Genomic DNA, 15,210 nt, shown 5'->3' on the forward strand with positions numbered 1-15,210 from the left:
CTCAGGCCGCTCCACCGCGATCCACTGCTTGCCGAGCAGTGGTTGAGCTCAGCCTGGTTACGGCGGTCCGGCCGTCCAAAGCTGGAGTCATGAAAACGACAGGCAACACGATCTTCCTGACCGGCGGCACCTCGGGCATCGGCCTCGGGCTGGCCCGCCGGTTCCGCGACCTCGGCAACACCGTGATCATCAGCGGGCGGCGCAAGGACCTGCTCGACCGGCTGGCCGCCGAGGAGGGCTTCGGCACGGTCGAGCTGGACGTCGCCGACCCGGCGTCGATCGCCTCGGCGTACGGCACTGTCACCACGCGGTACCCCGAGACCAACGTGCTGATCACGATGGCTGGCGTGATGCGCGGCGAGAACCTGCGCGACCCGGAGCACCTGGCGGTGGCCGAGCAGACGATCGAGATCAACCTGCTCGGCACGATCCGCACCATCACGGCGTTCCTGCCGTTCCTGGAGCAGCGGCCGGACGCGACGATCGTGACGGTGTCGTCCGGTCTGGCCTTCACGCCGCTGGTCCTGACGCCGACGTACAACGCGACGAAGGCCGCCGTGCACAGCTACACCGAGAGCCTGCGCGCACAGCTGGCCGGGAGCGGTGTCCAGGTGATCGAGCTGGTCCCGCCCGCCGTCCAGACGAATCTGTTCGAGGGCCAGGACCCCGACCCGACGTGGATGCCGCTGGAGGAGTACCTCGACGAGTCGGTCCAGCTGTTCGCGGACCAGCCCGAGGCTCGGGAGATCCTCGTCGAACGGGTCAAGTTCCTGCGCAACTCGGAGCTGGAGAACCGGTACGACGAGACCTTCGCGGCCCTCAACAGCCACTAGTCGCCGAGGGCCTCTTCCAGGCGCTCGACCTTGGCGGTCAGCTGGCCGGTGTAGCCGGGCCGGATGTCGGCCTTGAGCACCAGGCTGACCCGCGGCGAGACCGCGGCGACGGCGTTGACGGCCTGCTTGACCACCGCCATCACCTCGTCCCACTCGCCCTCGAGGTTGGTGAACATCGCGTTGGTCTCGTTCGGCAGGCCGGAGGCGCGCACGACGCGGATCGCCTCGGCGACCGCCTCGCTCACGCCACCGGTCTCGTCCCCGGCGGCCGGGCTGATACTGAAGGCAACGATCATGCCCACCAGCTAACCAGCCCGCCCCCGGCGAACGGGGGCACGGGCCGTCGCCCGCCCGAGCCCCCGGGATCAGGTCCCGGTCAGACCTCGTCCTGCACGACCTTCTCGCGGGCCTCCTCGGCCGCGCGCCGCTCGGCACCGCTGGTGGTCATCAGCGGCTTCTCCTTGATGAACAGCACCGCGACCAGCGCCAGCACCGCGAACGGCACCGACATCATGAACAGGTCCGCGGTCGCCGCGCCGTACGCGTTCTCGACGACGGCCCGGGCCTCCTCGGGCAGCTCGGCGATGTTCGGCACCGCACCGCCACCGGACGAGGCACCGCCCGGGTTCAGGGTCTCGGTGACCTTGTTGGCCAGGATGGCGCCGAGCACGCTGACGCCGATCGTGCCGCCCATGCTGCGGAAGAAGCTGACCGCCGAGGTAGCCGCCCCCAGCTCACGCGCCGGTACGTCGTTCTGCGCGGCGAGCACCAGGTTCTGCATCACCAGGCCGATGCCGACGCCGAGCACGATCATGAACGCCCACAGCAGGTACTTCGAGGTGTGCGCGTCGATCGTGCCGAACAGCGCCAGGCCGATCGGCAGCAGCACGCTGCCGACGACCAGGTAGATCTTCCACTTGCCGTACTTGGTGATCAGGCCACCGGCGATGGTCGAGGCGACCATCATGCCGAGGATCATCGGCAGGCTCATCAGGCCGGCCTTGGTCGGCGAGTAGCCCTGGGCGATCTGGAAGTACTGCGCCAGGAAGACCGAGCCGCCGAACATGGCCACGCCGACCAGCGCGCTGGCCACGATCGACAGCGTCACCGTGCGGTTGCGGAACAGGTCCATCGGGATGATCGGCTCGGGGTGCTTGCGCTCGACCATCACCGCGGCCACCAGCGCGGCCAGGGCCGCACCGACGAGCAGGAAGCTCCAGCCCGAGGCCCACTCGAACCTGTTGCCGGCGAACGAAGACCAGACCAGCAGCGTGCTCACGCCGGCGGTGATCAGGAACGCGCCCCACCAGTCGATCTTCACCTCACGCCGTACGGTCGGCAGCTTCAGCGTGCGCTGCAGCAGGATGATCGCCGCGATCACGAACGGCACGCCGACCAGGAAGCAGGCCCGCCAGCCCAGCGGCGAGTCGACCAGGAAACCGCCGAGCAGCGGTCCGCCGACCGTCGCCGAGGCGAAGATCGCGCCGAAGATGCCGGAGTACCGGCCGAGCTCGCGCGGCGGGATGATCGCGGCCATCACGATCTGCACCAGCGCCGTCAGACCACCGGCGCCCAGACCCTGCAGCACCCGGCTGCCCAGCAGCACCTCGATGTTCGGCGCGAAGCCGGCCACCAGCGAGCCGACCACGAAGAAGCCCAGCGACAGCTGGACCAGCAGCTTGTTGTTGTAGAGGTCGGCGAGCTTGCCCCACAACGGCACGGTGGCCGTCATCGCCAGCAGTTCGAGGGTGACGACCCAGGTGTACGACGACTGGCTCGCCCCCAGGTCGTGAATGATCCGCGGCAGCGCGGTCGACACCACGGTGCCGGCCAGGATCGCCACGAACATGCCCATCATCAGGCCGGAGATGGCCTGCACGGTCTGCCGCGGGGTGAGCGCCGCCACCTCGGTGGCCGCCACCTCCGGCGGGGTGACCTCGCCCGCCGCGTCGGACGGCGTGGGCGAAGAGGTCGTTGTCATGACTGACCTTCCTGTACTCGTGTCAACGGTGCTTGCAAAAGAACGGATTTGTCGTACGCGGGATCCAGACCGTCGGCGAGCAGGGCGAACGCCTCGTCGACCAGCGCGGTCAGGTCGGGCACCTCGTGCTCGCCCGCGAGCTTCTGCTTCTCCGCCGCGACCCGTACGGCGGTGGTGACGGCGCCGACCAGCAACGCCGGCCGCAGCGAGACCGGTGGTTCGCCCATCCGCTCGGCGAGCGCGGACGACAGCGCCCGCTCGTCCTCGGCCCCGAGCAGGACGAACTGCGCCAGCAGCGCCGGCGACCGGCCGATCAGCTCGACCCGCTCCTTGGCGTCGCCGGCCTTGTCCTCGAAGTCGGCCAGCGCCTGGCTGACCAGCACCCGCAGCATGGTCAGCGGCGACTGCTCGGCCGGCGCCTCGCGCAGCCGGGTCAGCGAACGCTCGAGGTCCTCGGGGTCGCGCCCGAGGATCGCGTGCTCCTTGTGCGGGAAGTAGTTGAAGAAGGTCCGCACGGACACGTCCGCGGCCTCGCTGATCTCCTCGACCGTGACGTTGTCCGGCCCCTTCTCCGCCGCCAGCCGCAGGGCCGCGGCGGCCAGAGCCAGCCGCGTCTCCCGCTTCTTGCGCTCCCGCCGCCCACCGGCGACGGCTTCCTCGGTCTGCATCACATCCTCCACGGTAGGACGAACTTGCAGTCCGTGCAAACTACTTGTCACTGCAATCTTGCAGTCACGCACTGATTACTCCGAGTGTTCATCCAGACGTTTCAAAACCTTGTTGGCCAGCGCACAGAAGGTCTCGAGCTCCCGCGGGCTCAGATCGCCGAACCAGTCGGCGACGGCAGCGAAGTCGGACTCGTCGCGGCGCTGCCAGTAGGCGGCGCCGGTCGAGGTTGCCGCCAGCAACTTCCGGCGTTTGTCGGCCGGGTCCGGCAGGATCTCGAGCAGGTCCTTGCGGACCAGGGCGGCGACGATCTGCGCGACGTTCTGGTGGGTGCTGCCGAGCGCGGCCTGCTGCGTGGTCAGGCCGTCCTCACGCAACCGCCGGTCCATGATCTGCCTGCTGGCGCACTGCGCCTACCTGTCCGAGACCTCACGGATGCTGGAGCTCCACCGCGCGCTGACCGCGCTCGGCGTTCCGGTCCGGGTCGCCACCCATGGCGGTCCGCACGAGCGCCGGCTGGTCGAGGCCGGCGTTCCGTACGACGTACTGGGCCCCGGCCTCTCGCCGGCCAGGTCGGCCGCGTTCGTGGCGTCGGCGATCGGCCTCGGCGATCCCGGCCAGAGCATGTACGACGACCAGGAGCTGCACACCTACGTCCAGGCCGAGGCGGAGTACTTCCGCGCGCACGGGATCACCGTCGCGGTCACCGGCTTCACGCTGACGGCGCTGCTGTCGTCGCGACTGGCCGGCGTCCAGGTGATCACCGAGCACGCGGGCAGTTTCGTACCGCCGGTGTTCGAGCGACGGATGCTGCCGAGCCCGAGCCAGCCGCTCGACCCGCGCCTCGCCCGGCTGCCGAAGTGGCTGCGGCGGTACGTCGTCAACAAGTCCATCCACCGGCTGCCGGCGTACACGGCGGGCTTCAACCGCGTCGCCACGTCGCTCGGCGTCGAGGAGATCCCGAGCCTCCCGGCGTTGCTGCTCGGCGATCTCTCGCTGGTCCCGGAGATCCCGGAGGTGCTCGGCATCTCGGCCGCGGACCTCGAAGCCTGGCGTCCACGCCGCGGCTACCGCGCCGGCTCGCGCCTCACGTCGGTCGGCCCGCTCTACGCTCACCTCGATGTCCCGATCCCTGCGCACGTGGAGAAGTTCCTGAGCGGCGAGAGCCCGATCGTGTACGTCGCGATGACCTCGACCCCGGCAGCCCTTGTGCGCAAGGCGGTTTCGGCGCTCAGCGCTCTGGACGCCCGCATCCTCGTCGCCGGGACCGTCCACGATCTCCAGGACCTGGAATCCAGCCAGGTCTGTGTCGGGGGCACGCTGCCGAGCCACCTCGTCATGCCGCGCGTCGACCTGGCCGTCACCACGGCCGGCCAGGGCAGCACGCAGACCGCGATGGCGTCCGGCTGCCCGCTGCTCGGTATCCCGTTGCACCTCGAGCAGGACCTCAACATCACCCTGGTCGAACGCCTCGGCGCCGCCCGGCACGTCGCTCCCCCGGACCTGGACCAGCTCCCCGCGACAGCCAGCGCGATGCTCGGCGATCCCACCCACTTGGTCGCTGCCGAACGCATCCAGAAGCTGTACGCCGCGACCGACGGCCCGGCCGAAGCCGCCCAGGCCGTCGCCGCCGCAGCAGCCTGACCACCGCTGCCCTCCGTCCCAGCCAACCGCTACCTCACCGCCAGGACCGTGGTGAGGCAGGACTCATTCCTGGAAATGCATAGGATACCTATGTAATATGAAGGAGTGATCGCACCGAACCTCTCCAAGCTCGGCGTCGACGTCGTGGTGGCGTCAGCCCGGCTGACCCGATTGGCCAGCCGGGACGTGAGCGCGCTGCCGCACGCGGCGATGCGTCTGCTGGGCCGGCTCGACGAACTCGGCCCGACCCGGATCAGCGAGCTCGCCAAGGCCGACCGGTGTTCGCAGCCGACGATGTCGACCCTGGTGCAGCGGCAGGAGGAGAGCGGGTGGGTCCAGCGGGAGCCGGACCCCGCCGACTCCCGGGCCAGTCTGATCAGCCTCACCGACGCCGGCCGGGCAGAACTCGATCACGCCCGGCGCGAAGCCGGTGCGGCCATCGCCCAACGGCTGGTTCAGCTCCCCGCCGAAGACCTCACCACCCTGGAGGCCGCGGTCACCGTCCTGCACAAGATCCTCACCCTCGAACCGTTGGAGGAACACCCCCGGTGAGCAGCACGAGCAGCTCCTTTCTCAAGCAACCCAAGTCCGTCTGGGCCGTCGCCTTCGCCTGTGTGATCGCGTTCATGGGCATCGGCCTGGTCGACCCGATCCTCAAGCCGATCGCCGAGCAGCTGCACGCCAGCCCTTCGCAGGTGTCGCTGCTGTTCACCAGCTACATGGCCGTGATCGGCGTCGCGATGCTGATCACCGGCGCGGTCTCCAGCCGGATCGGCGCGAAGCGCACTCTGCTGATCGGTCTCGCGATCATCGTGGTGTTCAGCGCGCTGGCCGGCCTGTCGAACTCGATCGGCGCCATCGTCGCCTTCCGGGCCGGCTGGGGCCTGGGCAACGCGTTGTTCATCGCGACCGCCCTGGCCACCATCGTGAACTCCGCGGCCGGCTCGGTCGCCGAGGCGATCATCCTGTACGAGGCGGCGCTCGGCGTCGGGATCGCGGCCGGCCCGTTGGTCGGCGGTGAGCTCGGCACGATCTCGTGGCGCGGCCCGTTCTTCGGCGTCGCCGTCCTGATGACGATCGCGCTCGCCGCGACCGCGTTCCTGCTGCCGGCCTCGCCGCCGGCTCCGCGCCGTACGTCGATCCTCGAACCGCTGAAGGCGTTGCGGCACCGGTCGCTGGCCACCGTCGCGGTGACCGCGCTGCTCTACAACTTCGGCTTCTTCACCCTGCTCGCGTTCACCCCGTTCCCGCTGGCGATGTCGGCCCGGCAGATCGGCCTGATCTTCTTCGGCTGGGGCATCGGGCTCGCGCTCACGTCGGTCTTCGCGGCGCCGTGGCTGCAACGCCACTTCGGCACGCTCCCCGTGGTGATGACTGCGCTGCTGCTGTTCGCCGCCGACCTGGCCGTGATGGGCGTCTACGCCCACCATCCGCACGTGCTCGCGGTCGGCGTGGTCGTGGCCGGCCTGTTCCTCGGTGTGAACAACACGCTGATCACCGAGGCCGTGATGGGCGCGGCTCCGGTCGAACGCGGTACGGCGTCCGCGGCGTACAGCTTCGTCCGCTTCTCCGGCGGCGCGGTCGCGCCGTGGCTGGCCGGCAAGCTCGGCGAGGAGGTCAACGTCCAGCTGCCGTTCTACGTCGGCGCTTTCGCCGTCGTAATGGCCGTCGGCGCTCTGGCCACGGGCTGGAAGCCGCTCGCCCACCTGCGCATCCCGTCGTCGCACTCCCGGACCGAGGCGGAAGCGATCACCGTCGCCGACGCCTGAGCCTCACTCCCGACCACCGAGGACCACGACCGGACTGAACCTGGTCGTGGTCCAGGCGGTGATCGCCGCCGTACCGCCGACCACGGCGAGCGAGCCCGCGAGGAGGAGCCCGAGCAACCGCCACGGCACCGCGACCACGACGACGCCGAACATCTGCGCGGTACCGGCCGCGATTCCCGCCATCGCTGCACCTGCGACGACAGCGCCCAGCAGGACGCCGACCACGACGACGGTGAGCGACTCGACCGTCGCGATCCCGACGACCTGTCGCCGCGTCAGTCCGGCCATCCGCGCCAGCGCGAACTCGCGCCGCCGCTCAGCCGCCGCCATCACCACGGCGTTGACCACGGCGACCGCCGCATAGACCCCCGCCAGTCCCATCAGCACCACGAAGATCCCGGTGTCGTCCCGCTGCTCGACGGCCGCCTTGTCCTCGGCCCACTCCTCCACCGTCCGCACCGCGCCCCCACCCGCCGCCGACACCGCGCGCCCGACCGTCTTCAAGTCAGCACCAGGATCCACCTTCACCAGCGTCTCTGTAGAACCCCCCAAACCCTCGGTCAGCTCCTTCGGCACGAAGAAGTTCTCCGTCACGTCCAACGTCTCCGGCATGAGCGCGACCACCTTCACCTGAAGGCGCTTCCCCCCGATCGTCGCCGTCAGCACCTGCCCGAGCTTGTACCCCTCCGCCGCCATCCCCGGCCCGATCGCAATCGTTGCCCCCGACAACTTGTCGAGCGATCCCCGGCGCGGCCGCAGCTCGTGCGTGCGCTGGTACCCGGCCGGATCGATCCCGACCGCCTCCGAGTACCGCGTCTGCTTCTTCCCCACGATCGTCACCGGCACCGTCGTCTGCTCCGACACCGCCGCGATCCCCTCCCCCGGCTTGACCGACCCCTCGACCACCAGATCCGCCGAGATCAGCTGCCGCTGCTCCTCCCCCACCGCCTTGGCCAGCGACCCGAACACACCCCACAACCCGGCCAGCAGTCCGACCAGCACGATCAGCGGCGCCGCGGTCGCGGCACTTCGCCGTACGGCGTGCAGGACGCCGGCCTTCGCGAGATCCGTGACCACGGAACCGCGCAGCACCACCGCGGGCAGCCGACCGGCGATCGGCACGACGATCGGACTCAGCTGGCTCAACGCGACCGACCCGCTGATCATCACCACCAGCGCGATCAGCAACCCGGCCACGAAATCTCCCGCGGCCTGCGCGGCGATCACCATCAGCACCGTGAACCCGGCCGACGACACTCCCCAGAACCACCGCCACCCGGTCATCACCGGCATCGTCCGCGGCAGGTCCCCGATCGCCTCCAGCGCACTGACCCGAGACGCCCGCCAGGCCGCCGCGAACGCGCCGACCACCGCCGTTCCCACGCCCACGAACGCGGCGACCCACAGCGTGCCCCAGATCCACGGCGCGTCGAACCAGGACGGCAGCATGCTCAGCTCGATCAGCAGCGCCGACTGCGCCCACGTCCCGAGCAGCCCGAGCGGCACCCCCAGCACCGTCCCGGCCAGGCCGAGCACCGTTGCTTCGAGCAACAACATGAGGCGCAGGCTGCCGCGCTGGGCGCCGACCAGTCGCAGCAGCCCGAGCTCGCGCCGGCGCTGGACGACGGCGAAGCCGAACGTCGTACTGACCACGAACACGGTCAGGAAGACGGCCAGCATCACCGACATCCCGAGCAGCGTCGCGGCGCCTGCGTAGCCGTCGCGGATCTTCGACCGCTCGAGCCCGGTCAGTCCCGGCGGCAGCGACGGCGCGTCCGTCGCGGCCATCACCTGCAGGGCGGACTGGATCAGCCCGACCCCGAACGCGACCGCCACCACCGCACCCGCGAACAGGTGCCACCGATCCCGCAACGCCCCCAGCGACATCCTCAGCATGCCCCCAGCCAACCGTTGCAGCGGCCGCCTGCCCCGGGCCGGCAAGCCCGACCTGAGGTAACGCGTGCGCTACCCCGGGAAGGAGAAGAGAGCAGCGCGGCGCTCGGCCCCGTCCTACCGCAGGTAGACGAGCAGGGCCGCGACGTCGCCCTGGGCGAACGGTCTCGCGCGGACGAGTGACTGCAGCAGAAGCCCATCCAGCGCCGCCACCAACAGACTCGCCTTCTGCCGGTTGGTCGTGAACGTCCTCGCGATCTCGGTCAGCGGCTGCAACCACGCCCCGGCGGCCTCCCGCAGCTCCGGGCGCCGGGCGGCAAGCAGATACAGCTCGTACGCCGCCAGCGTGCGTCCGCGGCGGTAGACCAGCAGGTGCTCGACCAACCGAGCCAGCTCGTCCGCAGGCCGCGCGCCGAGCTCGGTCACCCGCTCGTGCAGCTCGGCGGTCAGGTCCTCGGCGGCACCGGTGAGCGCCGCGATCAGCAGGTCGTCGAGCGACGCGAAGTGGTACGTCGTCGAGGCCACCGAGACCCCCGCCTCAGCAGCAACGGCCCGATGACTCACCCCGGCGACACCAGCCCGCTCGACCACCGCAAGCGTCGCCCTGAGCAACTCGTCCCGACGCAGTGCACCACGCACCCGCCGACCGTCAACACCCCTCGTGACCTGCACAAACAACAAACTAACAGGACAGACGTACTGATTGTTTTTCGGCCGGGGAATCGCGAGATCCGGGCTGTTCGAGCGCCTAGGCTCGGATGCCGTGACCTCCACTCTCAGCACCGCGATGCGGCGAGCGCTCAAGCGCGCGGACGACGGCAAGACCCTGGACCAGGCCGAGGTGGAGGTGCTGCTGACGGCCTCCGGTGAAGCACTGGACAAGCTCATGACGACCGCCGGCCGGGTCCGCGACCAGGGCCTCGAGGACGCCGGACGCAGCGGCATCGTCACGTACTCCAAGAAGGTCTTCATCCCGCTCACCCGGCTGTGCCGCGACCGCTGCCACTACTGCACGTTCGCCACCACGCCCGGCCGCGTCGAGTCGCCGTACCTGAGCCCGGACGAGGTGCTCGAGATCGCCCGCCAGGGCGCGGCCCTGGGCTGCAAGGAAGCCCTGTTCACACTCGGCGACGCGCCCGAGGACCGCTGGGACGCCGCCAAGCAGTGGCTGGACGAGGCGGGCTACGACAGCACCCTCGACTACGTCCGCGCGATGGCGATCCGGGTCCTGGAGGAGACGGGCCTGCTCCCGCACCTGAACCCGGGCGTCATGTCCTGGCAGGACCTGCAGCGGCTGAAGCCGGTCGCGCCGAGCATGGGCATGATGCTGGAGACGACCTCGCGGCGGCTGTTCGAGGAGAAGGGCCAGCCGCACTTCGGTTCGCCCGACAAGGACCCGTCGGTCCGGCTGCGCGTGCTCGAGGACGCCGGCCGCTCGAACGTGCCGTTCACCACCGGCCTGCTGATCGGGATCGGCGAGACGATCGAGGAACGCGCCGACTCGGTCTTCGCGCTGCGCCGGGTCGCCCGCCAGTACGGCGGGATCCAGGAGGTCATCATCCAGGGCTTCCGGGTGAAGCCGGACACGGCGATGCGCAACGACGAGGACGTCCCGCTGCACGAGTGGCTGGCCGCGATCGCGGTGACCCGGATCGTGCTCGGCCCGCGCGCCCGCGTCCAGGCCCCGCCGAACCTGGTCGACCTCGACGAGGCCAAACTGCTGCTCGCCGCGGGGGTCGACGACTTCGGCGGCGTCTCGCCGCTGACCCCGGACCACGTGAACCCCGAACGTCCCTGGCCGCACCTGGACGACCTGACCAAGCTGACCGCCGACGCCGGGTTCACGCTGCGGGAGCGGCTGACGGCCCACCCGGAGTACCTGCGCGAGCCGTGGCTCGACCCGCGCCTGATCTCGCACGTCGAGGCGCTCGTCGACCCGGCGACCGGCCTGGCCGACGAGGCCGCGATGCCGAAGGGCCTGCCCTGGCAGGAGCCGGACGGCGGTTGGGACTCGGTCGGCCGGACCGACCTGCACACCGCGATCGACACCGAAGGACGGCGTACGGAGACCCGTTCGGACTTCGACGCGGCGTACGGCGACTGGGACGTGCTGAGGGAAGACGTGGCGGCCCGCAGGGCGGCGGAGGCCGGCGGGGCTCCTGAGCGCATCGACGGCGACGTCAAGGAAGCGCTCGCGGCCGCCGAGCGCGATCCGGCCGGGTTGTCGGACAGCCAGGCGCTGACGTTGATGACGGCAACGGGTCCGGCGCTGGACCAGCTCGCGAGGATCGCCGACGACCTGCGCAAGGCCGTGGCCGGCGACGACGTGACCTACGTGGTGAACCGCAACATCAACTTCACCAACGTCTGCTACACCGGCTGCCGGTTCTGCGCGTTCGCCCAGCGGCGGACCGACGCCGACGCGTACTCGCTGTCGATGGACGAGGTCGCCCAGCGGGCCGAGGAGGCCTGGGTGATCGGCGCGACCGAGGTCTGCATGCAGGGCGGCATCCACCCGGACCTGCCCGGTACGGCGTACGCGGACCTCGTCCGCGCGGTCAAGCAGCGGGTGCCACAGATGCATGTGCACGCGTACTCGCCGATGGAGATCGTGAACGGCTCGGTGCGCACCGGGCTGTCGATCGAGGAGTTCCTGATCTCGGTCAAGGAGGCCGGGCTGGACAGCATCCCCGGGACGGCGGCCGAGATCCTCGACGACGACGTGCGCTGGATCCTCACCAAGGGAAAGTTGCCGACGGCAAGCTGGATCGAGGTGATCTCCACCGCGCACAAGGTCGGGCTGCCGTCGTCGTCCACGATGATGTACGGCCACGTCGACTCGCCGCACCACTGGGTCCAGCACCTGCGCACGATCGCGGAGGTCCAGGACCGGACCGGTGGGTTCACCGAGTTCGTGCTGCTGCCGTTCATCCACACCAACTCGCCGATCTACCTGGCCGGCGTGGCCCGCCCCGGCCCGACGTACGACGAGAACCGCGCGGTGCACGCGATGTCGCGGATCATGCTGCACGGCCGGATCGACAACATCCAGTGCTCCTGGGTCAAGCTCGGCACCGACGGCTGCGTCGCCGTCCTGAACGGCGGCGTCAACGACATCGGCGGCACCCTGATGGAGGAGACCATCAGCCGGATGGCCGGCTCCAAGCACGGCTCCCGCAAGTCGATCGAGGAGCTCACCGCGATGGCGACGGCCGCCGGCCGCCCGGCCCGCCAGCGCACCACGACGTACGGCGAGGTCCCGCAGCACCCGGTGACCGAGCTCGAACTGGCCTGAGACGCACGAAAGCCCCCGTCCACAGGGCGGGGGCTTGGCCCGGTGGTATCGGTCCCCAGTCGCACCGGTACCACCGGGACAAGAAAACGCCGGTCGTGCCGGGCGCCGGTCACCACCTCACTGGCGACCGGCGTCCCTGTGCGGCACGACCGGCGTCTTGCTCTGCCCCGAGAGGGCGTTCGGCCCGAAGGATGGTGGGCCTGAACTCGTTTCCGCGGCCGGCAGGGGAGGTACAGTTCCGGTCGCGGACGGGAGTTCGCGGTTCCACCAAGAGCCTGTGCCGGCGACCCGTCCGCCGCCGACAACTGAACGTTGTCACGCGAGCCCGGAGCGGGACCATCCCCCGGATCAAACATTTGCATTGGCTTTTCAGAAGGCGACGGACTGTAGACGTCCAGTCACACATTGTGCCGACGTTGCCTGCCGCAACAAGTAAAAAGCTTGTGCGCTTGATTACCGGACCGGGCCGGATCGCCGTACAGGAAGGGAAACGGACTCAGTACGGGTAGGTGTCGTCGCGCCGCGTGGGGTCCATGTCCCACAGCGAGAACTCGACCACCTTGTGGGACTCCTCGCCGCCGGCCGGGCTCAGCCCGACCGTGTCGTAGTCCTTGGAGCCGAGGCCGTCCAGGTACCCGAGCAGCTCGAATGCCGACCGGGCGTCCTCGATGTCGTCGATGACGTCGTCGTTCTGCGCCTCGTCGGCACGGCTGCGCACGTAGGCGACGAACGCCTCCGGGTCGGTCACCACGAAGTCGTAGCGGGCCTGGTAGCTGACCCGCAGGCCGTTCTCCGGGACCATCGGCTCGTCCAGCTCCGCGACGCCCTCGACCAGCTCGCGGTAGTCCGCCGGGTCGTCGAAGTCGTCCGGCCCGAGCGGGACGTCGTCCAGCTCGTCGGGGTCGTAGGAGTCGATCCCCAGGAAGATGTCGCCCCAGCCGCGCTCGTGCACGGCGTCGGCCAGCACCCGGGACTGGACCCTGACGTTCTCGATCGCCGTCGTGGCCCGCAGGTCGTGCAGGTCCAGTGCGTCGGCCTGGGCCAGCAGCACCTTGGCCAGTTCGCGGGCGGCCTCGGCAGCCGAGGCGGGCTCAAGCGGCTCACTCATGCAGCGACCGTACAACCATCGGTACGTCGACCGCCGCGCCCGGTACGCCGAACGCGTCCACGAGGTCGGTGGCGTAGGCGCGAATCCGGCCGCACAACTCGTTCACCAGGGCCGTGATCGCCTTCGAGCGCGGGCCGGACAGCCGCCCGTGCTCCATGAACCAGGCCCGGTCGTTCTCGATCGTCGCGAGCGCGTGCAGGTCGTACAGCTCCTTCAGCCGGTCCTGCGTCTCACCCTCCGGAGCAGCCTGTACCGCGTGCTGGAACGCCTCCAGCACCACCCGCTCGACGTGCGCCCGGCCGGCCGCGATCACGTGGTCCTGGCAGCGGTTGAACACCTCGAACGCCTCGTCCCCGGCGTCGATCCCCGCCTTCAGCCGCCGCGCGACCCCGGACAGCATGTGCTGCTCGCGGAACCGCAGCAGGCCCGAGTGGTAGTCGTCGTCGCGCAGCCCGGCATCCGGGTCGGTGGAGTCCGACCGATTCGGTACGACGTCGCGCAGCCGCTCGACCAGACCGCGCAGCGCGGTCTTCTCGACCGCGATCTCGACCGCCTGGCCGGCGACGAACCGCGCGGTGCCCAGCGGGTCCAGCTCGCCGAACGATCGCCGGTAGTCGGTCAGCAGTCCCTTCGCGACCAGCTGCAGCAGGACCGTGTTGTCCCCCTCGAAGGTGGTGAACACGTCGGTGTCGGCCTTCAGCACGGACAGGCGGTTCTCGGACAGGTACCCCGCGCCACCGCACGCCTCGCGGCACATCTGGATCGCCTCGGTCGCGTGCCAGGTCCCGAGCGCCTTCGTCCCGGCCGCCTGGGCTTCCAGGGCCCGCCGGTCGTGCTCGTTGCCGCCGGTGCCGCCGCCGCGCCCGTCGCTGTCGTCGCGGGGCGCGTCGTCGTCCGCGCCGAAGATCCGGGCGAAGTTGTCGACCAGTTCGGCCTGGGCGAAGTGCATCGCGTAGGTCCGGGCCAGCAGCGGCAGCAGCCGGCGCTGGTGCATCCGGTAGTCGAGCAGGAGCGTCTCGTCCGGACTGCCCGGCGCACCGAACTGGCGGCGCTGGTCGGCGTACCGGACGGCGATCGTCATCGCGACCTTGCTCGCGCTGATCGCGGCGCCGCCGATCGAGACCCGCCCCTGGACCAGCGTGCCGAGCATCGTGAAGAACCGCCGGTCCGGGTTCTCGATCTCGCTGCGATAGGTGCCGTTGGCATCCACCTGCGCGTACCGGTCCAGCAGCGCCTCCCGCGGCACCCGGACCTGGTCGAAGACGATCCGCCCGTTGTCGACGCCGTTCAGGCCGAGCTTCGGCCCGCAGTCGCTGAGCGTCACGCCGGGCAACGGCTCACCGGCGTCCGAGCGGATCGGCACCAGCAGGCAGTGCACGCCGTGCGTCTCGCCACCGACGACGAGCTGGGCGAACACCGCCGCCAGCGCCCCGTGCCGGGCCGCGTTGCCGATGTAGTCCTTGCGGGCCGACGCGGTCGGAGTGTGGACGACGAACTCGCCGGTCGTCTCGTCGTACGTCGCGGTGGTCTCCAGCGACTGGACGTTCGAGCCGTGGCCGGTCTCGGTCATCGCGAAGCAGCCGAGCAGGTCGCCGGTGAGCGCGTCGGCCAGGTAGCGGTCGTGGTGCCGCTCGGTGCCCAGGTGCAGGATCGCGCCGGCGAAGAGGCCGAACTGGACGCCGGCCTTCACCATCAGCGACAGGTCGCCGTACGCGAGCGTCTCGAAGCCGGCGATGAACCCGCCGAGGTCGCCCTGGCCGCCGTACTCCTTGGGGAAGCCACGGGACGGGTGCCCTTGAGCGGCCATCTCCTTCAGCGTCCGGAGCACCTCGTCGCGGTACTCGTCCCTGGTGAGGCGCAGTCCGGCGTCCAGCAGGGACGCGTGACTGGCCAGTCCGTCCCGTACGACGTCGCGCGCGGCCTTGTGCGGCCCGTCCAAGTACTCCCGCAGCCCGGTCATAGAGCCAACCTATGTCGAGGACTACAAAAACGAACGGAAAAGAGGAGTGGGTTGCCGCACT

At 70.1% G+C, this 15,210-nt stretch carries 13 protein-coding genes; 5 read left to right on the forward strand and 8 right to left on the reverse strand.

Going from position 1 to position 15,210, the window contains the following annotated elements:
• Positions 1 to 89 precede the first annotated feature (89 nt).
• Positions 90 to 833, forward strand: coding sequence for an SDR family oxidoreductase (locus tag HDA39_RS26445; protein ID WP_184799529.1), 744 nt, complete (start codon positions 90 to 92; stop codon positions 831 to 833).
• Here HDA39_RS26445 and HDA39_RS26450 read toward each other — a convergent pair.
• The 4 genes from HDA39_RS26450 to HDA39_RS26465 all read right to left on the reverse strand — a co-directional run bounded on the left by HDA39_RS26450 (position 830) and on the right by HDA39_RS26465 (position 3,869).
• Entirely contained in the window at positions 830 to 1,129 is a 300-nt protein-coding gene (locus tag HDA39_RS26450; protein ID WP_184799531.1) for a thiamine-binding protein, read from the reverse strand. The two genes, HDA39_RS26445 and HDA39_RS26450, sit on opposite strands and share 4 nt — an antisense overlap.
• 80 nt (positions 1,130 to 1,209) lie before the next feature.
• Complete coding sequence (locus HDA39_RS26455) at positions 1,210 to 2,814, reverse strand: MDR family MFS transporter (protein WP_184799533.1); 1,605 nt, start codon at positions 2,812 to 2,814, stop codon at positions 1,210 to 1,212.
• Positions 2,811 to 3,482, reverse strand: a complete 672-nt coding sequence (locus tag HDA39_RS26460) for an acyl-CoA-like ligand-binding transcription factor (RefSeq protein ID WP_184799535.1) — start codon at positions 3,480 to 3,482, stop codon at positions 2,811 to 2,813. The genes HDA39_RS26455 and HDA39_RS26460 overlap by 4 nt, the downstream gene beginning before the upstream one ends.
• 75 nt (positions 3,483 to 3,557) lie before the next feature.
• Positions 3,558 to 3,869, reverse strand: coding sequence for a MarR family winged helix-turn-helix transcriptional regulator (locus HDA39_RS26465; protein ID WP_184799537.1), 312 nt, complete (start codon positions 3,867 to 3,869; stop codon positions 3,558 to 3,560).
• On the opposite strand from HDA39_RS26465, the gene HDA39_RS26470 reads away from it, so the two are divergent.
• From HDA39_RS26470 to HDA39_RS43835, 3 genes are all read left to right on the forward strand, one after another.
• Complete coding sequence (locus HDA39_RS26470; RefSeq protein ID WP_184799539.1) at positions 3,868 to 5,124, forward strand: glycosyltransferase; 1,257 nt, start codon at positions 3,868 to 3,870, stop codon at positions 5,122 to 5,124. The genes HDA39_RS26465 and HDA39_RS26470 overlap by 2 nt on opposite strands.
• Before the next feature lie 105 nt (positions 5,125 to 5,229).
• Positions 5,230 to 5,676: a MarR family transcriptional regulator gene (locus HDA39_RS26475; RefSeq protein ID WP_184799541.1), complete on the forward strand. Its 447-nt coding sequence runs from the start codon at positions 5,230 to 5,232 to the stop codon at positions 5,674 to 5,676.
• Positions 5,673 to 6,893, forward strand: coding sequence for an MFS transporter (locus HDA39_RS43835; protein ID WP_337925903.1), 1,221 nt, complete (start codon positions 5,673 to 5,675; stop codon positions 6,891 to 6,893). Before HDA39_RS26475 ends, HDA39_RS43835 begins: the two co-directional genes overlap by 4 nt.
• A gap of 3 nt (positions 6,894 to 6,896) precedes the next feature.
• Here HDA39_RS43835 and HDA39_RS26485 read toward each other — a convergent pair whose 3' ends face one another.
• Positions 6,897 to 8,789, reverse strand: coding sequence for an ABC transporter permease (locus HDA39_RS26485; RefSeq protein ID WP_238356153.1), 1,893 nt, complete (start codon positions 8,787 to 8,789; stop codon positions 6,897 to 6,899).
• A gap of 114 nt (positions 8,790 to 8,903) precedes the next feature.
• A complete protein-coding gene (locus HDA39_RS26490) occupies positions 8,904 to 9,425 on the reverse strand; it encodes a TetR/AcrR family transcriptional regulator (RefSeq protein WP_337925904.1) in 522 nt (173 codons plus the stop codon).
• A gap of 124 nt (positions 9,426 to 9,549) precedes the next feature.
• Between HDA39_RS26490 and HDA39_RS26495 the strand changes: the two genes are divergently transcribed.
• On the forward strand, positions 9,550 to 12,081 hold the full coding sequence (locus tag HDA39_RS26495) for a bifunctional FO biosynthesis protein CofGH (RefSeq protein WP_184799545.1): 2,532 nt from the start codon (positions 9,550 to 9,552) through the stop codon (positions 12,079 to 12,081).
• A gap of 496 nt (positions 12,082 to 12,577) precedes the next feature.
• Here HDA39_RS26495 and HDA39_RS26500 read toward each other — a convergent pair whose 3' ends face one another.
• Both HDA39_RS26500 and HDA39_RS26505 read right to left on the reverse strand, forming a co-directional pair.
• Positions 12,578 to 13,189, reverse strand: a complete 612-nt coding sequence (locus HDA39_RS26500) for a hypothetical protein (protein WP_184799547.1) — start codon at positions 13,187 to 13,189, stop codon at positions 12,578 to 12,580.
• Entirely contained in the window at positions 13,182 to 15,149 is a 1,968-nt protein-coding gene (locus HDA39_RS26505; RefSeq protein ID WP_184799549.1) for an acyl-CoA dehydrogenase family protein, read from the reverse strand. Before HDA39_RS26505 ends, HDA39_RS26500 begins: the two co-directional genes overlap by 8 nt.
• Positions 15,150 to 15,210: the final 61 nt, after the last annotated feature.

This window comes from Kribbella italica (genome assembly GCF_014205135.1).
GTDB classification, from domain to species: domain Bacteria; phylum Actinomycetota; class Actinomycetes; order Propionibacteriales; family Kribbellaceae; genus Kribbella; species Kribbella italica.